This window comes from Streptomyces sp. UF-297, from assembly GCF_058245575.1.
This window is the reverse complement of the sequence record NZ_JBSIBZ010000044.1, coordinates 17,620-36,979: the sequence shown is the minus strand read 5'-3', so window position 1 is coordinate 36,979 and position 19,360 is coordinate 17,620. Positions and strand designations below refer to the sequence as shown.

The following is a 19,360-nucleotide window of genomic DNA, read 5'->3' as shown; positions in this document are numbered from 1 at the left end:
CTCGCCCTCGCCCTCGCCCTCGCCCGCCACCGAGCCCCCTGGCTCACCTCGGCAACCAACAACGTTCAGCGCAGGGGGATTGACCTGCCATTCACCTGCCCTTGATCCTGCATGAATCCATACAGCAGCCGGGGTCGCACGACCGGTACCGGACCAGCGCGAGGGCGGGCACATGGCAGGTGTGGTGGAACAGCGCTCGATCGACGTCGTACCGGACGGCGAGCGGCACGGCAGTGCCTTCAGTCAGTTCACGCTCTGGCTGGGCGCCAATCTGCAGATCACCGCCGTGGTCACCGGCGCGCTCGCCGTCGTCTTCGGCGCCAATGCCTTCTGGTCGGTCATCGGGCTGCTGGTGGGCAACCTGCTGGGCGGGGCGGTGATGGCGCTGCACTCCGCCCAGGGGCCGCGCCTCGGCCTGCCCCAAATGATCTCCTCGCGCGCCCAGTTCGGGGTGCGCGGCGCGGTCGTCCCGCTCCTGCTGGTCATCGTCATGTACATCGGCTTCTTCGCCAGCGGCAGCGTCCTGGCGGGCCAGGCGGTGGGCGAGCTGACGCACCTCGGCGCCACCCCCGGCATCGTGATCTTCGCGGCGGTCACCGCCGTGGCCGCCGCCGTCGGCTACCGCCTCATCCACACCCTGGGCCGCCTCGCGAGCGTCGTCTGTGCGCTCGCCTTCGTCTACCTCGGCGTCCGTCTTGTGGAGCGCGCCGACCTGGCCGCCCTCCTGGACGACCGCTCCTTCTCCCTGCCCCTGTTCCTGCTCGCGCTGTCCCTGTCCGCCTCCTGGCAGCTGGCGTTCGGCCCGTACGTCGCCGACTACTCCCGCTACCTGCCGCGCCACACCTCGACGCGCGCCACCTTCTGGTGGACGCTGTCCGGCTCGGCCCTGGGCTCCCAGTGGTCGATGACCTTCGGCGCGCTGGCCGCGGCCGCCGCCCCCGGCGCCTTCGTGGGCCACGAGGTCTCCTACATCGTGGGCCTGGGCGGTACCGGCCTGATGGCCTCCGCCCTGTACTTCGTGATCGCGCTGGGCAAACTGACCATCAACGTCCTGAACACCTACGGCGGCTTCATGTCGATGGTGACCAGCGTCAGCGGCTTCCGCGGGCAGCGCACCCTCTCGCCGCGCGGCCGGTCCGCCTACATCACCGGGATCATGGTCCTGGGCACCGCCGTCGCCCTGCTCGGCAAGGACTCCTTCCTGACCTCCTTCAAGGACTTCCTGCTCTTCCTGCTGACCTTCTTCACCCCGTGGTCGGCGATCAACCTGGTCGACTACTACCTGATCTCCCGCGAGCGCTACGACCTCCCCGCGCTCAGCGACCCCCGCGGCCGCTACGGCGCCTGGAACGCCAGGGCGCTGACCGTCTACGGCATCGGGCTCCTGGCCCAGCTGCCGTTCCTGTCCACCCACTTCTTCACCGGCCCGCTGGTCGGCCCGCTCGGCGGCGCCGACATCTCCTGGCTGGTGGGCCTGGCCGTCCCCGCCGTCCTGTACTGGCTCACCGCCCGCGGGGATACGGCTCGCCTCAGCCCCGATCCGGGGGTTAGCCCTACTGCCCGGCCCGCTTCCCACGCGTAATCTCACCTGTATGGCCGCACACGACCCTGGTACCCACGACCCCGAACTGCGCAAAGAATTCGACGCGACCCTCCAGACACGCAAGGACCTGGGGTCGGAGTACGAGTCGGAGCTGATCGAGTCCTTCCTGGAGAAGCTCGACACGGCAGTGGACCAGCGGGTACGACGACAGCTGGCCGAGCAGCAGATGCAGGTGGCCCGCGGCACGCACCCGCCGCGCCGGCCGGGCCCGGCGGGCCCCGGCTCCGGCTCCGGCTTCGGCGAGCGCTATGGCCTCGCCATCATCTCGCTGGTACTGGCCGTCCCGCTCTCCGCGATAGCCGCCGTCAACGCCGGACTGACCGGTCTGCTGGTGTGCTGGGCGGGCATCGTCGCCGTCAACGCCGTCCATTCCACGGGATTCCTCACCCGCTCGCACCGCGAGCCCAAGCCCGGCAGCGAATTCTGAGTTCCCGCTCCAGAATCCGGCGTACCGGGCCAGGGTCCGCGTTCTGGGACCGCGGCCTTTCTCTGGCCGAGGTCTGAATTCCCGAGTCAGGAAAGGAATTTCACCGTCGGCTTCGCTTTACTGCCCGCCGTCTCGGCCTTCACCACGCTCTTCCCGGTCACCAGCGACTTCTCGTCCGAGCCGCCGCCGTCCACGACCACCCGCACATTCACCGGCGTCCCCTTGGCGGGCTGCACGGTAAAGGTCCTGGTCTGCCCCTGGCGCACCCCGGACCGGCAGGTGCCGCCCAGGTTGTCGGTCACACACAGCGTCGCGGTGTAGTTGCCCTTCTGCGTGACCTGCACGGTCACCTTCGCGGCCGCCCGTCCGGCGTCCGAGGGCGCCGCACCGGCCGAGGGCGCCAGCCCGAATCCCAGCCCCGCGGCCAGCGAGGCCGTTGCCAGGGCCGTGGCCGCCCGTCGCCCGTTTCGGCCCGCGAAAGAAATCCCCGTTGTCATAAGCCATCCCCCACTGATGAACGGTCCGCCCGGATGGCTCTGGTGGCCCGGACGGGCCTTGGATGTCTTGCCGTCATGGGGAATTACGGGCCGCGCTGCGGGGCCGTTCAGCGCGCGCCGAAGAATTTCTCCCAGCGGCCCGGGGAGTGTTTGTGCGGGGACCGCCGCACCCCGGCCGGAGCCGGGGGCGGGACGACGGCGGTCCCCGCAGGGACGCGGTCCGGGATCAAGGCCGGTCATCGCGTCCTGGCGATCGTGGAGGTCCGGGAGCCGCTCCGGAGGTCCGTATCGCCGCACTCATCAATGTGCCCGAGGAGTGTTAAGTCCGTGCTGCGCGCACGTGACGCATACGTACACCTTCCGCCGACTGCCCTTTCCTTGACGGTCACTTGACACCCGCGGCCCCTTGACGCCCGCACCCTCGTGACGCCCGTCGCCCTCGTGACACCCGCCGCCCTTGGACGCCCGCGCCCCGTGACGCCGACGGCCCGCGCGACGCCGACGCTCATGCGACGCCGACCGCCACGCGGCGCAGGCGGCTACTTGGCGCCGTTGCCCGTCTTGGCGCCGCGGGCCAGGAAGGCGAGCAGGTCCTGCCGGCTCACCACGCCCTTGGGCTTGCCCTCCACGAGCACGATCGCCGCGTCGGCCCCCTCCAGCACCGCCATCAGGTCGCCGACCGGCTCGCCCGAGCCGACCTGCGGCAGCGGCGGGCACATGTGCTTCTCCAGCGGGTCGCTCAGCGAGGCGCGCTGCGCGAACAGCGCGTCCAGCAGCTCCCGCTCGACCACGGACCCGACGACCTCGGCGGCCATCACGTCCGGGTGCCCGGCGCCCGGCTTGACGATCGGCATCTGCGAGACGCCGTACTCCCGCAGCACCTCGATGGCCTCGCCGACCGTCTCCTCGGGGTGCATGTGGACCAGCGAGGGCAGCGCGCCCTCCTTGTGCTGGAGCACATCGCTCACGCGCGCGGCGGTGCCGCCCTCCTCCAGGAAGCCGTAGTCCGCCATCCACTCGTCGTTGAAGATCTTGCTGAGGTAGCCGCGCCCGCTGTCCGGCAGCAGCACCACCACGACGTCGTCGGGGCCCAGGCCCTCGGCGACCCGCAGACCGGCCACGACCGCCATGCCGCAGGAGCCGCCGACCAGCAGGCCCTCCTCCTTGGCCAGCCGCCGCGTCATCTGGAAGGCGTCCTTGTCGGAGACCGCCACGATCTCGTCGGCCACCGTGCGGTCGTAAGCGGTGGGCCAGAAGTCCTCACCGACGCCCTCGATCAGGTACGGGCGGCCCGATCCGCCGGAGTACACCGAGCCCTCGGGGTCGGCCCCGACGACCTTGACCCGGCCCTCGCTGACGTCCTTCAGATACCGGCCGGTACCGCTGATCGTCCCGCCGGTACCCACGCCCGCCACAAAGTGCGTGATCTTCCCCGCGGTCTGCTCCCACAGCTCGGGACCGGTGGTCTCGTAGTGCGAGCGCGGGTTGTTGGGGTTGCTGTACTGGTCGGGCTTCCAGGCGCCGGGGGTCTCCCGCACCAGCCGGTCCGAGACGTTGTAGTAAGAGTCCGGGTGCTCGGGGTCCACGGCCGTGGGGCACACCACGACCTCAGCGCCGTACGCCCGCAGCACATTGATCTTGTCCGTGGACACCTTGTCCGGGCAGACGAAGATGCACTTGTAGCCCTTCTGCTGGGCCACGATCGCCAGGCCCACGCCGGTGTTCCCGGACGTCGGCTCCACGATCGTCCCGCCCGGCTGGAGCTCACCGGACTTCTCCGCGGCCTCGATCATCCGCACCGCGATGCGGTCCTTGACCGACCCGCCGGGGTTGAAGTACTCCACCTTCACCAAAACGGTGGCCTGGATGCCCCGGCTGACATTCCTGAGCCGCACGAGCGGGGTATTGCCGACAAGCTCAATCATGGATTCGTAAAACTGCACGGTGGTCTCCGCTGTCAGGGGCGCGCTGTCCTGCGCCCATCCCGTCAGCCTATTGCCCGTGCCCCGTCAGGGCCCCGCGCGTTGCTCAGCTCGCCCGACGGGGCAACAACCTGATGTACGAGTCCTTGGCGACTCGCATTCCGTCCCACTGCTCGTCTCTACTTTCTTCCAACATCCCGCACACGCACTGCACGGGGAGGTGCCCGGTCCATGCCGATGACGATGTCCAGGGCGAGGGTGGCGCGGAGGATCGCCACGGCCGCGGCGGTCGGCGGCGGTGGCGTGGGCCTGATCGGCGTGGCAGCCGTCGGGCTCATCCTCACCGAGGTCCAGCTCGCGCGCCGTACGGTCGGCGGCTCCAGCGACGTCCCGCCCAGCGCCGACGGCCGCTACGGCTCCGCCTTCGGCCACCGCACCGACCGCCCGCCGCTGCGCCTGGCCTTCCTCGGCGACTCCACCGCGGCCGGCCAGGGCGTGCACCGCGCGGGCCAGACGCCCGGCGCCCTGCTGGCCTCCGGCCTGGCCGCCGTGGCCGAGCTGCCCGTCGACTTCCGCAACGTGGCCCTGCCCGGGGCCCAGTCCGACGACCTGGAACGCCAGGTCACCCTGCTCCTGGACGAGGGCCCGGTCCCCGACGTCTGCGTCATCATGATCGGCGCCAACGACGTCACCCACCGCATGCCGCTGGCCCAGTCCGTGCGCCTGCTCTCCGAGGCCGTCCGCACCCTGCGCGAGGCCGGGTCCGCGGTCGTGGTGGGCACCTGCCCCGACCTGGGCAGCGTCGAGCCCGTCTACCAGCCGCTGCGCTGGGTCGCCCGCCGTCTGTCCCGCCAGCTCGCCGCCGCCCAGACCATCGGCGTCCTGGAGAGCGGCGGCCGCACCGTCTCCCTCGGCGACCTGCTGGGCCCCGAGTTCGAGGCGCACCCCCGCGAGCTGTTCGGCCCCGACAACTACCACCCCTCGGCCGAGGGGTACGCCACCGCCGCGATGGCCGTACTGCCCACCCTGTGCGCCTCGCTCGGCCTGTGGCCGGAGGAGGAGCGCCCCGAGCCGGCCCGCCGCGAGGACATCCTGCCGGTGGCCGAGGCCGCGGCCCAGGCCGCCTCCGAGGGCGGCACCGAGGTCGCCGTCACCACCACCCGCGCCCCCTGGGCCCTGCTCAAGCACCGCCGCCGCCACCCCATCCCCGCCCCGGAGGCGGGCTCCGCCCCCGTGCCACCCCGGGTCTGACGCCCTCGTCCGCGTCACCGCCCACCCCGCCCCGGCGCCCCCTTCCGCCCGCGGCGGGGCGCGGTGCGGCTTTTGGGAGCGGGTGCCCGCGTACGGGCGCGCGTACGGCCCTGCACCGGGCCCGGCGTGGGGCGCAATTCACACGGCGCACCGCGTGACCTGAACCGTACGTGCCGGTAACTTCGCAGGAAAACCCCCGCCTCCCTGGAGCCGTGATGCCCGAAGCCGTGATCGTCTCTGCCGCCCGCTCACCGATCGGCCGCGCCTTCAAGGGCTCGCTGAAGGATCTGCGCCCCGACGACCTGACCGCCGAGATCATCAAGGCCGCCCTCGCCAAGGTCCCCGAGCTGGACCCCGCCGACATCGACGACCTGATGCTGGGCTGCGGCCTCCCCGGCGGCGAGCAGGGCCACAACCTCGGCCGCATCGTGGCCGTGCAGATGGGCATGGACCACCTGCCGGGCTGCACGATCACCCGCTACTGCTCCTCCTCCCTCCAGACCAGCCGGATGGCACTGCACGCCATCAAGGCCGGCGAGGGCGACGTCTTCATCTCGGCCGGCGTCGAGACCGTCTCGCGCTCGGTCAAGGGCTCCAGCGACGGCCTGCCCGACACCCACAACCCCCTCTTCGCCGAGGCCGAGGCCCGTACCGCGGCCCGCGCCGAGCAGAGCGGCACCGACTGGCACGACCCGCGCGAGGACGGCCTCGTCCCGGACGCGTACATCGCGATGGGCCAGACCGCCGAGAACCTCGCGCGCCTGAAGGGCATCACCCGCCAGGAGATGGACGAGTTCGGCGTACGGTCCCAGAACCTCGCCGAGCAGGCCATCAAGGACGGTTTCTGGGAGCGCGAGATCACCCCGGTCACGCTCCCCGACGGCACCGTGGTCTCCAAGGACGACGGCCCGCGCGCGGGCATCACCCTGGAGGGCACCCAGGGCCTCAAGCCCGTCTTCCGCCCCGACGGCCTGGTCACCGCCGGAAACTGCTGCCCGCTCAACGACGGCGCCGCGGCCCTGGTGATCATGTCCGACACCAAGGCCAGGGAACTGGGCCTGACCCCGCTCGCCCGCATCGTCTCCACCGGCGTCTCGGCCCTCTCCCCCGAGATCATGGGGTACGGCCCCGTCGAGGCCAGCAAGCAGGCGCTGCGCCGCGCGGGCCTGGGCATCGGCGACATCGACCTGGTCGAGATCAACGAGGCGTTCGCCGCCCAGGTGATCCCCTCCTACCGCGACCTCGGCGTCGACCTGGACAAGCTCAACGTCAACGGCGGCGCCATCGCGGTCGGCCACCCCTTCGGCATGACCGGCGCCCGCATCACCGGCACCCTCATCAACTCCCTTCAGTGGCACGACAAGCAGTTCGGCCTGGAGACGATGTGCGTGGGCGGCGGCCAGGGCATGGCGATGGTGATCGAGCGGCTGAGCTGAGCTGCGGCGGAGAGCAGGACGAGCCCGCGCTCTTCGGCCACCCCTCGCGACCGGACAGCAACCTGCGGTGACGCCCGTCACCTGGTGACAAGATCGCGACCCAATCTCCCCCAGGATTGTGACCAACGCCCTGGGGGAGTTGCGTTCGTGCAGGTCACGGCGGCGTCACCCGAACGTACCAGGGCCAAAGCCCCCATCATTTCGGGACATAGTGCACTGGGATCGGTCGCCGACCACCGGCAGGCTGATGTAGGAAGTCGGGGGACATTCTGCTATCGGGAGTTACGCCAGTGACCGCCATCACCCTTGCGCTGCTGCTGGCCGCGGCCGTCGCCGTAGGCCTGGGAGCCGCCGCCCTGCACAGCGCGCGCGGCCTGCGCCGCCAGCTCACCGAGCTGCGCGCCGAGCTCCTGGCCGCCCGCGCCGACGGCGCCGCCCCGGGCATCCCGGCCGCCCGCACGGCGCCCGCCACCGAGACGCCGCTGGACGACATACGTGCCGCCGTCGCCGACGCGCTGGCCGAGGAGCGCGAGCGGGAGCTGGCCGAGGCCCGCGCGTTCTGGGCGGCCCAGGAGGCCCGGGACGCCGCCGACGCCCCCTCCCTGCTGGGCGGGGCGCTGGGCCTGGGCGAGGACGGGCCGCTGGAGCCGCACGACCGCACGGCGGACCGCTTCGAGGCGCTGGACCGGCTCGACGGACAGCTGTTCCTGCCGCGTCAGGCGGACCTGGCCGGGCTGGAGCCGCGGCTGGGCCCCGTGACGCCCGAGAACCTGGACGCCCCCGCGCTGGAGGGCCTGGAGCCGGTGGAGGCGCTGGAGAGCGCCGAGCCGGTGGAGTCCGCCGAGTCCGCGGAGCTGGCCGCCGCCCGCCGGCGCCACCCCTCGCACCCCGACTTCTCCCCCGCACCCGCCGTCGCCGACCACGAGCGCACCGTGGCGCGCCTGGAGGAGCTGGCCCGGCAGGGCACCGCGCTCTCCGACGTACGCCCCGGCCCGCTGGGCACCCTGGACGTGTACGTCTTCACCGACGGCACCACGGTCTGCCTGACGCCCGGGCACCGCGAGACCGCCGAGCGCGTCGCCGCCGCGCTGCGCGCCGGCAACGCCCCCGTCCTGCTGGGCGGTTCGGGCATCTCCGGCGCCTACGCGCTGACCTTCGCCTGGGGCGAGGGCAACAAGGAGAGCGTCTACATCCTCGCCGACCGCGTCATCGCCTCCCTGTAGGGCCCGCACGGGCCCGTCAAGGGGCGCGGGGAACTTGCGCGACCGGCCCTCCCGGCCCGCGGCTTCACGGCGCCTCCAGCGAGCGCTCAGCAGCGCTCCGCGGCCTCCCGCACCAGCGCCACGGCCGCCGCCAGTTCCTCCGCGCCGGACGGCGCGGCCCGCAGCGCCTCGGCCAAATCGTGCCCCGCGACAGCCAGTTGGTCCCCGACCGCGAAAACACCGGCGTCGGGGATGTCGTACGGGTCCCGCCCAGGGGTCTCGATCCGCTGGGCGCGGGCGGCCAACTCCCTTGCCAGTGCGAGCCCTTCGGCCGCCGCTCCCCTGCCCAGGGCGCTCTGGGGCAGGGTTCTGAGGCGGTCGGCGAGGGCGTCCACGGCACGGACCAAAGGCATCACATCAAGCACGGGTCGAGACTATGCGCCACTCCCGGGTGGTTGCCAACACACCAACGCTCAGGCACGGTGGGCTGAAGGACCAGCATCGAACGCGTCCGGAGGCGCCGATGTCCCAAGTCTTCTCCGAAGAGACCCACCGGAACCTGCTCTCCCGTATCCCCCACTGCACAGGCCGTGAAGTCTCCGACTGGCTTCGCACGGTAGATGAAGGCCCCGCTCTCTTCCGTTTCGAGGAGAAGGTCAGCTGGCTCCGTGGCGAGCACAACCTCGCCTACGGTCACGCCAAGGCGATCGTGCACGAATACGACCTCAGGCGCGCCGCGCGCAAGCTGTAGCCCGCCCCCGTGGCAGCAGCGACGCACCGGAACGCCGAAGGGCCCGCGGGGAGATCCCCCGCGGGCCCTTTTCACGTCCCGGCCCGGCGGCCGGAGCGCACCGGCTAGTCGTTCCCGGACAGCAGCTGCACCAGGCGCAGCATCTCCAGGTAGATCCACACCAGGGTCATGGTGAGGCCGAAGGCCGCCAGCCACGACTCCTCGCGCGGGGCGCCGTAGGCGATGCCGTCCTCGACCTGCTTGAAGTCCAGGGCCAGGAACAGCGCACCGAGCACGACACCGGCGATGCCGAAGACGATGCCCAGGCCGCCGCTGCGGAAGCCGAGGCCGTCACCGCCGCCGAAGACGGCGAACAGCAGGTTGACCATCGTCAGCAGCATGAAGCCCATGGCCGCGATGATCACGAAGCGGGTGAAGCGGGCGTTGACCCGCACGATGCGGGTCTTGTACGCGATCAGCATGACGACGAAGACCGCCATCGTGCCGAGCACGGCCTGCATCGGCGCACCGGGCTTGACCCAGGTGTTCACGGCGTTGCTGAGCGCCCCCAGGAAGAGGCCCTCGAAGGCGGCGTACGCCAGGATCAGCGGCGGCGAGGCCTTGCGCTTGAAGCTCTGGACCAGGCCGAGCACCATCGCGATCAGCGCGGCGCCGATCGCCAGACCCAGGCTCAGGTTCATGACCCAGGCCACGGTGGCACCGGCGACGACGGTGCCCAGCGTGATGCCGGTGCGGACGAGAACGTCGTCCATCGTCATCCGGCGGGTGGCCGGCGCGTACTGCGGCGGCGCCTGCGTCAGGTCCTGCTGGCCCTGTGCGTACGGGCCCGCCGGGTCCTGCGCGTAGGGGTTGCCACCCTGTGCGTACGGGTTGGCACCCTGCGCGTACGGGTTCCCGCCGGCGTACGGGTTCGCGGTGGGGCCCCCGGCCTGCGGCGGCGCGTTGAAGCCGGCGTAGCCGTTGTCGCGGCTGAACCCCCGTCGCGAGAAGACCGGGTTACTGCTCCTCATCTCACTCCTCCATGGCCGCCCTGCGCGGCCTTCCCACAAGGGTAATGGCATGGCAAAGACGCGTGGCTAGTTCTCAAGCAGGATCTTCACCGAATCATGTCGCGGCGAATCCCGCACCGGATATACGCACGAGCGCCACAAAAGGTGCCCGCACACACCCGCGCGCGGGCGAGGCCCGCTGCCGCCGGCGTCTGTGGGACCCTTCCGGAGAGACCCGGAGGTCGCCCCGGTGGAATCATCCGCTCCGGTCGGGTAGTAAATTGAAGGGTCAACGGCCTCGGACGCCTGCCAAAAGGAGTGCCCGGAGCCGGACTTGAACCGGCACGGCCCGTAGGCCAGCGAGGTTTAAGCTCGCCGTGTCTGCATTCCACCATCCGGGCGTGGGATCCCCCATGCCACCTCAAAAGAGGGCAGCACGAGCCTAGCCCGCACCGCTCCCCGGACAGCGGACAGTCAACCCCAGGTTGTCTTATTTTATTGGCAGCTGAGGGTGCATCAGCAGCTGGTACGGGCCTTAGGCACATGCCCAGGGGCGGCCCCCACGACTGACGGGCACAGCGCACATCCCGTCCGGATTGACGGAAACTCGACGCCCGGTTCGGGGCGCTTCGTCACCCCCTGTGACCCCGCCGCCCGGCACCCCGCGCGACCAGGGCGCTTCGGGGGCGCCCTCATACCCAGGGATGACCGCCCGCCCTGGCGCTACGCCCCAGGGCTGCCCCCAGGACCGGCACAGCGGCTGACGTACGGCGGGCCTGTCGCACCGACGATGGAAGCGTTCCCTTTCACACGTGTATCCGGCCCTTGCGCCGTGCGCCGACAGGAGTCCCCTCCCGTGACCACCACCCACTCCGGCGTCCACACCGCCACCCGCGCCACCGCGGTGGCCGCACGCGCCACGGATCTCACCAAGGTCTACGGACAGGGCGAGACCCAGGTGGTCGCGCTGGACTCCGTGAACGTCGAATTCCGCCAGGCACAGTTCACCGCGATCATGGGCCCCTCGGGCTCGGGCAAGTCGACGCTGATGCACTGCATGGCGGGGCTGGACTCCGTCTCGCGCGGCTCGGCCCGTATCGGCGAGATTGAGCTGACCGGCCTGAAGGACAAGAAGCTCACCCAGCTGCGGCGCGACAAGATCGGCTTCATCTTCCAGGCGTTCAACCTGCTCCCGACGCTGACCGCGCTGGAGAACATCACGCTTCCCATGGACATCGCCGGCCGCAAGCCCGACCGGCAGTGGCTGGAGCGGGTCGTGGAGACGGTGGGCCTGGCGGGGCGGCTCAAGCACCGGCCCGGCCAGCTCTCCGGCGGCCAGCAGCAGCGCGTGGCCGTGGCCCGCGCGCTGGCCTCCCGGCCCGAGATCATCTTCGCCGACGAGCCCACCGGCAACCTCGACTCCCGCTCCGGCGCCGAGGTCCTGGGCTTCCTGCGCAACTCCGTGCGCGAGCTGGGCCAGACCGTGGTGATGGTCACCCACGACCCGGTCGCCGCCTCCTACGCGGACCGCGTCGTCTTCCTCGCCGACGGCCGGATCGTGGACGACATGGCCGACCCGACCGCCGACATGGTGCTCGACCGGATGCTGCGTTTCTCCGGGGGCTCCCCCCGGACTCCCGGCTTCGACGCCAAGAGCCGGACCAGCTGACCGGCAGCCGACAGACCTCCGGACCACTCCCTCAGGACTGACACCATGTTCCGAACCGCCTTGCGCAATGTGCTCGCGCACAAGGCCCGGCTGCTGATGACCGTTCTCGCCGTGATGCTCGGCGTGGCCTTCGTCTCCGGCACCCTGGTCTTCACCTCCACCGTCTCCGACGCGTACCAGAACAGCTCCCGAAAGGGCTTCGACAACGTCGACGTGGCCATCCAGCCGCACAAGAAGGACAGCGGCCAGGGCAACCCGGGCGCCGCGCCGAAGCTCACCCAGAGCCTGCTGGAGAGGGCCGGCAAGGTGCCCGGCGCCGCCTCCGCCACCGGCTCGGTGACCGGCTTCGCCGCGATAGCCGACAAGAACGGCAAGCTCCTGGGCGAGGGCTTCTCCTCCAGCGGCGGCAACTACTTCCCCGGCGCCGACGGCAAGGACGCCCGCTACCCGCTGAAGGACGGCCGCGCGCCCCAGGCCCCCGGCGAGATCGCGCTGGACTCCGACTCCGCCCGCCGCGCCGGGTTCCAGGTCGGCGACACCGTACGGCTGTCCCACAACGGCCCGGTGCTCCAGCAGAAGCTCGTCGGCATCTTCACCACCGACGACGGCAATGTCGCGGCCGGCGGCAGCCTCGCCCTCTTCGACACCGCCACCGCCCAGAAGCTCTACGCCGAGCCCGGCCAGTACAGCCAGATCGACGTCAAGGCCGCCCCCGGCACCTCCCAGAACGCCCTCAAGGCCGAGCTGGAGAAGATCCTGCCGAAGGACCTCGCCGAGGCCACCACCGGCAAGCAGCTCGCCGACGACCAGGCGAAGATCATCACCCAGAGCATGGAGGGCCTGCGCACCGGCCTGCTCGCCTTCGCCGGAATCGCGCTGTTCGTCGGCATCTTCATCATCGCCAACACCTTCACCATGCTGGTCGCCCAGCGCACCAAGGAGCTGGCGCTGATGCGCGCGGTGGGCGCCAGCCGCCGCCAGGTGACCCGCTCGGTGCTGCTGGAGGCGTGCGTCGTCGGCACGGTCGCCGCCGTGGTCGGCCTGGTGGTCGGCATCGGCATCGGCGCCGGGCTGCGCTCCCTGCTGGGCGCCGCCGGCGCCACCTTCCCCGACGGCCCGCTGGTGATCTCCCCGACCACCGTCATCGCCTCGCTGGTCGTCGGCATCGCCGTGACGATGCTGGCCGCCTGGCTGCCCGGCCGCCGGGCCGCCAGGATCCCGCCGGTCGCCGCGATGAGCAGCGTGCACGCCGTCGCCACCACCAAGTCCCTGGTCGTACGCAACACCATCGGCGCGGTCCTGGCCGGCGCGGGCGCGGCGGCCGTGCTGGCCGCGACGGGCATGGGCGGTGACGGCAAGGCCCTGATGGGGCTGGGCGCCGGGCTGACCCTGATCGGCGTCTTCGTGCTCACCCCGCTGCTGTCCCGCCCGCTGATCGCGGCCGCGGCGCCGGTGCTGCGCGCCTTCGGGATCTCCGGCAAGCTCGCCCGGCAGAACGCCCTGCGCAACCCGCGCCGCACCGCCACCACCGCCTCGGCGCTGATGATCGGCCTGACGCTGATCACCGGCATGACGGTCATCGCGGGCAGCGTCCAAAAGGGCATCGACAAGATGGCGACGGACGCCCTGAAGGCCGACTACGTCGTCTCCATGGCCGGCATGACCCCGCTCTCCCCCGACGTGGCCGACAAGCTCGGCTCGCTGCCGCAGGTCACCGCCTCCAGCCCGCTGCGCAACGCCCCCGCCCGCATCGGCGGCGACACCACCTACCTGACCGGCGTCAACGGCAAGGACATCGACAAGCTCGCCGCGCTGGACTTCACCTCCGGCTCCTTCGCCGGGCTGAGCGGCGACAAGGTGGTGGTGGACGACAGCGCCGCCAAGGAAAAGGGCTGGCAGGTCGGCTCGTCCTTCCCGGTGACCTACGAGGACGGTACGAAGGGCGAGCTGACCGTCTCGGGTGTCTTCAAGGGCAACGAGATGATCAAGGGCGTCATGGTGGACAACGCCACCCTCGCCCCGCACCAGCGCACCGCCGCCGACATGCAGGTGATGGTCAAGACCGAGGACGGCGCCTCCGAGGCCGCCAAGGACTCGCTCAGCAAGGCCCTGGGCAGCAACCCCGCCATCCAGGTGCAGGACAAGAAGGACGTCTCCGAGGGCATCGCCCAGCTGTTCACGATGATGCTGAACATGCTCTACGGGCTGCTGGCGATGGCCGTGATCGTCGCCGTGCTCGGCGTCATCAACACCCTGGCGATGTCGGTCTTCGAGCGCTCGCAGGAGATCGGCATGCTGCGGGCCATCGGCCTGGACCGGCGCGGCATCAAGCGCATGGTGCGCCTGGAGTCGCTGGTCATCTCGCTCTTCGGCGGGGTGCTGGGCACAGGTCTGGGCGTGTTCTTCGGCTGGGCGGCGGGTGAGCTGATCGGCAGCGCCCTGGCCACGTACGAACTGGTCCTGCCCTGGGGCCAGATGGGCGTCTGCCTGGCGATGGCCGCGGTGGTCGGCGTACTGGCCGCCCTGTGGCCGGCCCGGCGCGCGGCCCGCCTGAACATGCTGGCGGCCATCAAGTCCGAGTAGCGGCGCGGCACACAAGGGGCCGGGGCCACGGGAGATCCGTGGCCCCGGCCCCTTGCCGTACGCGCCGCCGTATCAGCCGCGCCAGTCCCGCGCCCGCAGCGGCAGACCGGATGCTCCGGAGTGCGGCGTACGCACGGCGAGCACCTGGTTCACGCCGATGCGGTTGCGCTCGAAGGACAGCGCCGAAGCGGCCATGTACAGCCGCCACACCCTCGCCCGGCCCGGCGAGGTCAGGCGCACGGCCTCGTCCCAGTTGGCCTCCAGGTTGGCCACCCACTGCCGCAGGGTCAGCGCGTAGTGCTCGCGGATCGCCTCCACATCGCGCACCTCGAAGCCCGCGTCCTCCAGCTGCCCGGCCGTCTGGCCGACCGGCGCCAGCTCCCCGTCGGGGAAGACGTAGCGGTCGATGAACTCATCGACCTGGTAGCCGTCCTCGTCCTTGAGGGGGCGCCGCGCGATCTGGTGGTTGAGCAGCCGTCCGCCCGGCTTGAGCAGCGCGTACAGGTCGGCGGCGTACTCCGCGTACTGCGCCCGCCCCACGTGCTCGGCCATCCCGATGGAGGAGATAGCGTCGAAGGGCTCGTCGTGTATCTCCCGGTAGTCCTGCACCCGGATCTCGATACGGTCGGCCAGCCCCGCCTCCGCGACCCGCTTGCGGGCCAGCGCCGCCTGCTCCTCGGACAGCGTGATGCCCACCGCCCGTACGCCGTACTCGCGGGCCGCGTGCAGCACCATCGAGCCCCAGCCGCAGCCCACGTCCAGCAGCCGCTGGCCCTCCTTGAGGCCCAGCTTGCGGCAGATCAGGTCCAGCTTGTCGCGCTGGGCCGCCTCCAGCGTCGCCGCCCCGTCCTCCTCGGTCCCCCAGTACGCGCACGAGTAGACCATCGAGGGGCCCAGCACCAGCGCGTAGAAGTCGTTGCCGACGTCGTAGTGGTGGCTGATGGCCTCCTTGTCGCGGCGCAGGCTGTGCAGCGGCCCGCCGGATCTGCGGACCTCCTCGGCGGGCGGCTTGGGCGGCACCGGCAGCCCGGCCAGGGACAGCAACTCCTTGGCGGCGGCGCGCAGTTCCGGCTTGCCCAGGGCCCGCAGGTTCTGCAGCGCCTGGACGGCCCGGCCGCCGCGCTGCGGCCCGGCGGCGCCCCCGGCGCCCTCGCCGCGCTCCCAGATCAGCTCGGCGAGCAGGTCCAGGGCCTGGTACAGGTCGCCCTCGACGTCGATGTCGCCCGCCACCCAGGCGCGGGCCAGGCCCAGTTCGCCCGGTTTGAACAGGAGGCGGCGCAGGGCGCGGCGGTTGCGTATGACAAGGGCGGGCGCGCCTGGAGGGCCGGACTCACTGTTGTCCCATGCGCGGATGCGGACCGGGAGCTTCGCCCCCAGCACCTCCTCCGCGAGCCTGGTGAGCCGTCCAGCAGCGTCGGCCATGTCGCACACCTCCGTATCGACGAAACGGGCAAAGAAGGTTTCACCCACCACGTAAACACCAATTGGGCGCGCGGATAGTCCCGTTCGACGTAAGAGAACCGCAGCACGTCATGTCTCGGCCAGTATGCGTACGCCGATGGGGCGCAGACCATGCGTGGGACGGGCGCGCTACGGACACGGTGCCCGGGTACGCCGAAGGGGCGGCTGCCCCACGGATGGCAGCCGCCCCTCGGGCGTCATGCAGCGTCGCTGCGGGCTCCTACGAGCCCGGCCGGCCTGCGGTCAGGAGGCCTTGGCCTTCGGCTTGTCCTCGGCCTTGGCGGCCGGGGCCGGAGCCGGCTTGGCGGCCTCGTAGAACTCCTCGCGGGGGTTCTCCATGGCGCCGAGCGAGGTGATCTCGCGCTTGAGGAACATGCCCAGCGTCCAGTCGGCGAAGACGCGGATCTTGCGGTTGAAGGTCGGCATCGCCATGCCGTGGTACGCGCGGTGCATGTACCAGGCCAGCCGGCCCTTCAGCTTGATCTTCATCTTGCCCATGACGATCATCGCGACGCCCTTGTGCAGGCCGAGACCGGCCACCGCACCCTTGTTGGCGTGGCTGTACTCCTTCTGCGGGAAGCCCCGCATGCCGGAGATCACGTTGTCGCCGAGGACCTTGGACTGGCGCAGCGCGTGCTGGGCGTTGGGCGGGCACCAGGCGTTCTCGTTGCCCGCCTTGCGGCCGACCAGGTCCGGGACCTGGGCGTTGTCGCCGGCGGCCCAGATGTAGTCGGTGCCCTGCACCTGGAGGGTGGCCTGGGTGTCGACGTGGCCGCGCGGGCCCAGCGGCAGGCCGAAGCGGGCCAGGGCCGGGTTGGGCTTGACGCCCGCGGTCCACACGATGGTGTTGGAGTCGACCTCTAGGCCGTTCTTGAGGACGACGTGGCCGTCCACGCAGGAGTCCATCGACGTGTCGAGGTGGATCTCGATGCCGCGGCTCTTGAGGTGTTCCTTGCCGTACTCACCGAGCTTCTCGCCGACCTCGGGGAGGATGCGGGGAGCGGCGTCGACGAGGATGAAGCGCATGTCCTCGCGCTTGACGTTGGTGTAGTACTTGGCCGCGTCGCGGGCCATGTCCTCCACCTCGCCGATGGTCTCCGCACCCGCGAAGCCACCGCCGACGAAGACGAAGGTCAGCGCCTTGCGGCGGACCTCCTCGTCCGTCGTGGAGTCGGCCTTGTCCAGCTGCTCCAGGACGTGGTTGCGCAGGCCGATGGCCTCCTCGATGCCCTTCATGCCGATGCCGTTCTCGGCGAGGCCGGGGATCGGGAAGGTGCGGGAGACCGCGCCCATCGCGATGACCAGGTAGTCGAAGGGCAGCTCGTACGCCTCGCCGACCAGCGGGGCGATCGTGGCGACCTTGCGGTCCTGATCGATGGTGGTGACGCGGCCGGTGAGGACCTCCGCCTTCGGGAGCACGCGTCGCAGCGGCACCACGACGTGGCGGGGAGAGATGCTGCCGGCTGCAGCTTCAGGGAGGAAGGGCTGGTACGTCATGTACGAGCGCGGGTCGACGACGGTTACCGTCGCCTCGCCGTACCGCATCTTCTTCAGAATGCGGCGTGCCGCGTACAGGCCTACGTACCCACCGCCTACAACGAGGATCCTGGGACGCTCCGTGGTGCTCATGCAATCGAGTATCCACCCCCACTTGAGGGGTGGCTCGTGAGCCCCTTCACAAGCCGGTGGGGGGCATCTGCTACACTCCGCCGCCTCCGTGACCGACGCCATAGCGCCGCAGGGGAACCACTGAGCCGCGCGAGGCGTTGGACACCCCCACTGATCAGGCCTTGAGGCCTTGTGGCGGGCTAGACCAGTACCGGCGTAAGCAGATCTTTAACACGCCCGAAACAGTGCATTTCCGGGGTCGGGAGGTCGTACGGCCCGCGATGTAGGACCCGAAGGCCGGAATGTTCGGCCGACGAGCGCCTTTTTCATGTGAAGGATTTCACGAACTTTTCTCGCGGACCGTCCCCCAAGGGCCCTGTCGGCCCTTCTCACAGCCGTCAGGCGATGCTCCAGGCGATGCCGTCGAGAATGTCATGTTCGCTGACGACGACCTCCTCGGCGCCGGTCCGCTCCATGATCGAGAGCAGTACGAGCGCGCCCGCCGCGATGACGTCCACCCGGCCCGGGTGCATCACGGGGATCGCGGCGCGCTCGGCGTGACGGGAGGCCAGCAGGCTCTCGGTGATCTCGCGGACCTTGGCCAGCGGGATGCGGGAGTGGTGGATGGCGGCGGAGTCGTACTCCGCCAGCCCCAGCGCGATGGCCGCGACGGTGGTGACCGAGCCGGCCAGGCCGACCAGGGTGCGGGCCTCGGACAGCGGGACCGCCTGCTCGGCGAGGTCCAGCGCGGCGGCGATATCGGCCTTGACGGCGGTGATCGCCCCGGGCGTCGGCGGGTCGACGATCTCCCCGTCGCGCACGAGGTGCCGCTCGGTCATCCGTACGCAGCCCACGTCCACCGAGAGTGCCGCGCGCACCGAGTCCGCGCCCAGCACGAACTCGGTGGAGCCGCCGCCGATGTCCACGACGAGGTAGGGCTTGGCCAGGCCCGCCCGTCGCCCGTCACCGCCCTCCGCGGGAAGGCGCTGCGAGCCCGCAGCCTCTTTGCCGGTGAGCTCCTTGGTGGCGCCGGTGAAGGAGAACTCCGCCTCCTGGTCGCCGGTGATCACCTCGGGCTCCACGCCCAGGATGTCGACGACGCCGCGCACGAAGTCCGCGCGGTTCTCGGCGTCGCGCGAGGCGGAGGTCGCCACGAAGCGGACGGACCGGGCGCCCAGCTCCTCGATGACGGCGGCGTACTCGCGGCAGGCCTCGAAGGTGCGCTGCAGCGCCTCGGGGGCCAGCCTGCCCGTACGGTCCACGCCCTGGCCCAGCCGCACGATCCGCATCCGGCGGTCCAGGTCCTTCAGCTCACCGGTCTCGGGGTCGAGGTCGGCGACGAGCAGGCGGATGGAGTTGGTACCGCAGTCGATGGCCGCGACGCGCTTCACTTGTCCTCCCCTTCACAAGCCCCGCCCGCCGCGACGCACGGCCCCTTCTTCCACCACTCGGGCAGCATCGCGATGGCCTCGTCGCCCAGCGGGTTGACGCCGGGACCCGCCGCCAGGGAATGGCCGACCAGCACATGCAGGCACTTGACACGGTCGGGCATGCCGCCCGCGCTGGGGAAGCCCTCGAGGACCTCGATGGCGTCCCGGCGCCGGATGTAGTCCTCGTGGGCCGCGCGGTAGGCGGCGGCCAGCTCCGGGTCGCTCGCCAGGCGCTCGGTCATCTCCTTCATCACGCCGTTGGCCTCCAGCGTGCCGATCGCGGAGGCCGCGCGCGGGCAGGTGAGGTAGTAGAGCGTGGGGAAGGGCGTGCCGTCCTCCAGGCGCGGGGCCGTCTCGACGACGTCCGGCTGCCCGCAGGGGCAGCGGTGCGCGATGGCGCGCAGGCCGCGCGGCGGGCGGCCCAGCTGCTCCTTGAAGGCGGCGATGTCCGCGTCGGTGGGCTCGGTGGGCTCGGTCTGCGGCGGAGGGGTGTCCATGTGCGCTTTCGGTGTGGTGCCGGCTGCGACGCCG

16 protein-coding genes and 1 tRNA gene are annotated in these 19,360 nt (G+C 71.1%); 8 read left to right on the top strand and 9 right to left on the bottom strand.

The window, feature by feature from the left end:
• Window positions 1–172 precede the first annotated feature (172 nt).
• Entirely contained in the window at window positions 173–1,582 is a 1,410-nt protein-coding gene (locus tag AC4IJH_RS23900; RefSeq protein WP_490853871.1) for a purine-cytosine permease family protein, read from the top strand.
• A 10-nt stretch (window positions 1,583–1,592) separates the two neighbouring features.
• A complete protein-coding gene (locus tag AC4IJH_RS23895; RefSeq protein WP_490853870.1) occupies window positions 1,593–2,030 on the top strand; it encodes a hypothetical protein in 438 nt (145 codons plus the stop codon).
• Between the two features lie 86 nt (window positions 2,031–2,116).
• On the opposite strand, the gene AC4IJH_RS23890 is transcribed toward AC4IJH_RS23895, so the two are convergent.
• Complete coding sequence (locus tag AC4IJH_RS23890; RefSeq protein WP_490853869.1) at window positions 2,117–2,527, bottom strand: hypothetical protein; 411 nt, start codon at window positions 2,525–2,527, stop codon at window positions 2,117–2,119.
• A 539-nt stretch (window positions 2,528–3,066) separates the two neighbouring features.
• On the bottom strand, window positions 3,067–4,470 hold the full coding sequence (locus AC4IJH_RS23885; RefSeq protein ID WP_490853868.1) for a cystathionine beta-synthase: 1,404 nt from the start codon (window positions 4,468–4,470) through the stop codon (window positions 3,067–3,069).
• 210 nt (window positions 4,471–4,680) lie between these two features.
• On the opposite strand from AC4IJH_RS23885, the gene AC4IJH_RS23880 reads away from it, so the two are divergent.
• From AC4IJH_RS23880 to AC4IJH_RS23870, 3 genes are all read left to right on the top strand, one after another.
• Entirely contained in the window at window positions 4,681–5,700 is a 1,020-nt protein-coding gene (locus tag AC4IJH_RS23880; protein WP_490853867.1) for an SGNH/GDSL hydrolase family protein, read from the top strand.
• A gap of 215 nt (window positions 5,701–5,915) precedes the next feature.
• Window positions 5,916–7,136 carry an acetyl-CoA C-acetyltransferase gene (locus AC4IJH_RS23875; protein WP_490853866.1) on the top strand — a complete coding sequence of 407 codons (1,221 nt, stop codon included), beginning with the start codon at window positions 5,916–5,918 and terminating at the stop codon, window positions 7,134–7,136.
• 290 nt (window positions 7,137–7,426) lie between these two features.
• Window positions 7,427–8,359, top strand: coding sequence for a hypothetical protein (locus tag AC4IJH_RS23870; RefSeq protein ID WP_490853865.1), 933 nt, complete (start codon window positions 7,427–7,429; stop codon window positions 8,357–8,359).
• Between the two features lie 86 nt (window positions 8,360–8,445).
• On the opposite strand, the gene AC4IJH_RS23865 is transcribed toward AC4IJH_RS23870, so the two are convergent.
• The gene (locus AC4IJH_RS23865) at window positions 8,446–8,763 is read right to left on the bottom strand and encodes a hypothetical protein (protein WP_490853864.1); all 318 of its coding nucleotides are present in this window, start codon (window positions 8,761–8,763) and stop codon (window positions 8,446–8,448) included.
• Between the two features lie 98 nt (window positions 8,764–8,861).
• On the opposite strand from AC4IJH_RS23865, the gene AC4IJH_RS23860 reads away from it, so the two are divergent.
• Window positions 8,862–9,089 carry a DUF4287 domain-containing protein gene (locus tag AC4IJH_RS23860; protein ID WP_490853863.1) on the top strand — a complete coding sequence of 76 codons (228 nt, stop codon included), beginning with the start codon at window positions 8,862–8,864 and terminating at the stop codon, window positions 9,087–9,089.
• A 104-nt stretch (window positions 9,090–9,193) separates the two neighbouring features.
• Here the strand turns inward: AC4IJH_RS23860 and AC4IJH_RS23855 are convergent, their stop codons facing one another.
• Both AC4IJH_RS23855 and AC4IJH_RS23850 read right to left on the bottom strand, forming a co-directional pair.
• Window positions 9,194–10,099, bottom strand: coding sequence for a Bax inhibitor-1/YccA family membrane protein (locus AC4IJH_RS23855; RefSeq protein ID WP_490853862.1), 906 nt, complete (start codon window positions 10,097–10,099; stop codon window positions 9,194–9,196).
• A gap of 298 nt (window positions 10,100–10,397) precedes the next feature.
• Window positions 10,398–10,479, bottom strand: a tRNA-Leu gene (locus AC4IJH_RS23850).
• Window positions 10,480–10,934: 455 nt separating this feature from the next.
• On the opposite strand from AC4IJH_RS23850, the gene AC4IJH_RS23845 reads away from it, so the two are divergent.
• Both AC4IJH_RS23845 and AC4IJH_RS23840 read left to right on the top strand, forming a co-directional pair.
• Window positions 10,935–11,747, top strand: a complete 813-nt coding sequence (locus AC4IJH_RS23845; RefSeq protein WP_490853861.1) for an ATP-binding cassette domain-containing protein — start codon at window positions 10,935–10,937, stop codon at window positions 11,745–11,747.
• Between the two features lie 45 nt (window positions 11,748–11,792).
• Window positions 11,793–14,330 (top strand): ABC transporter permease, encoded by a 2,538-nt coding sequence (locus AC4IJH_RS23840; RefSeq protein ID WP_490853860.1) that lies wholly within the window; start codon window positions 11,793–11,795, stop codon window positions 14,328–14,330.
• Between the two features lie 72 nt (window positions 14,331–14,402).
• Here AC4IJH_RS23840 and AC4IJH_RS23835 read toward each other — a convergent pair whose 3' ends face one another.
• The 4 genes from AC4IJH_RS23835 to AC4IJH_RS23820 all read right to left on the bottom strand — a co-directional run bounded on the left by AC4IJH_RS23835 (window position 14,403) and on the right by AC4IJH_RS23820 (window position 19,326).
• Window positions 14,403–15,752 (bottom strand): class I SAM-dependent methyltransferase, encoded by a 1,350-nt coding sequence (locus tag AC4IJH_RS23835; RefSeq protein WP_490853859.1) that lies wholly within the window; start codon window positions 15,750–15,752, stop codon window positions 14,403–14,405.
• 282 nt (window positions 15,753–16,034) lie between these two features.
• The gene (locus AC4IJH_RS23830) at window positions 16,035–17,420 is read right to left on the bottom strand and encodes an NAD(P)/FAD-dependent oxidoreductase (RefSeq protein WP_490853858.1); all 1,386 of its coding nucleotides are present in this window, start codon (window positions 17,418–17,420) and stop codon (window positions 16,035–16,037) included.
• Window positions 17,421–17,797: 377 nt separating this feature from the next.
• Window positions 17,798–18,790, bottom strand: coding sequence for a Ppx/GppA phosphatase family protein (locus tag AC4IJH_RS23825; protein ID WP_490853857.1), 993 nt, complete (start codon window positions 18,788–18,790; stop codon window positions 17,798–17,800).
• Complete coding sequence (locus AC4IJH_RS23820) at window positions 18,787–19,326, bottom strand: DUF501 domain-containing protein (RefSeq protein WP_490853856.1); 540 nt, start codon at window positions 19,324–19,326, stop codon at window positions 18,787–18,789. Before AC4IJH_RS23820 ends, AC4IJH_RS23825 begins: the two co-directional genes overlap by 4 nt.
• Window positions 19,327–19,360: the final 34 nt, after the last annotated feature.

What these genes read in the sequence shown, in the direction of transcription:
- AC4IJH_RS23900 (WP_490853871.1), top strand. Translation starts at nt 173, where the DNA reads ATGGCAGGTGTGGTGGAACAGCGCTCGATCGACGTCGTACCGGACGGC.
- AC4IJH_RS23895 (WP_490853870.1), top strand. Translation starts at nt 1,593, where the DNA reads ATGGCCGCACACGACCCTGGTACCCACGACCCCGAACTGCGCAAAGAA.
- AC4IJH_RS23890 (WP_490853869.1), bottom strand. Translation starts at nt 2,527, where the DNA reads ATGACAACGGGGATTTCTTTCGCGGGCCGAAACGGGCGACGGGCGGCC.
- AC4IJH_RS23880 (WP_490853867.1), top strand. Translation starts at nt 4,681, where the DNA reads ATGCCGATGACGATGTCCAGGGCGAGGGTGGCGCGGAGGATCGCCACG.
- AC4IJH_RS23875 (WP_490853866.1), top strand. Translation starts at nt 5,916, where the DNA reads ATGCCCGAAGCCGTGATCGTCTCTGCCGCCCGCTCACCGATCGGCCGC.
- AC4IJH_RS23860 (WP_490853863.1), top strand. Translation starts at nt 8,862, where the DNA reads ATGTCCCAAGTCTTCTCCGAAGAGACCCACCGGAACCTGCTCTCCCGT.
- AC4IJH_RS23855 (WP_490853862.1), bottom strand. Translation starts at nt 10,099, where the DNA reads ATGAGGAGCAGTAACCCGGTCTTCTCGCGACGGGGGTTCAGCCGCGAC.
- AC4IJH_RS23840 (WP_490853860.1), top strand. Translation starts at nt 11,793, where the DNA reads ATGTTCCGAACCGCCTTGCGCAATGTGCTCGCGCACAAGGCCCGGCTG.
- AC4IJH_RS23835 (WP_490853859.1), bottom strand. Translation starts at nt 15,752, where the DNA reads ATGGCCGACGCTGCTGGACGGCTCACCAGGCTCGCGGAGGAGGTGCTG.
- AC4IJH_RS23830 (WP_490853858.1), bottom strand. Translation starts at nt 17,420, where the DNA reads ATGAGCACCACGGAGCGTCCCAGGATCCTCGTTGTAGGCGGTGGGTAC.
- AC4IJH_RS23820 (WP_490853856.1), bottom strand. Translation starts at nt 19,326, where the DNA reads ATGGACACCCCTCCGCCGCAGACCGAGCCCACCGAGCCCACCGACGCG.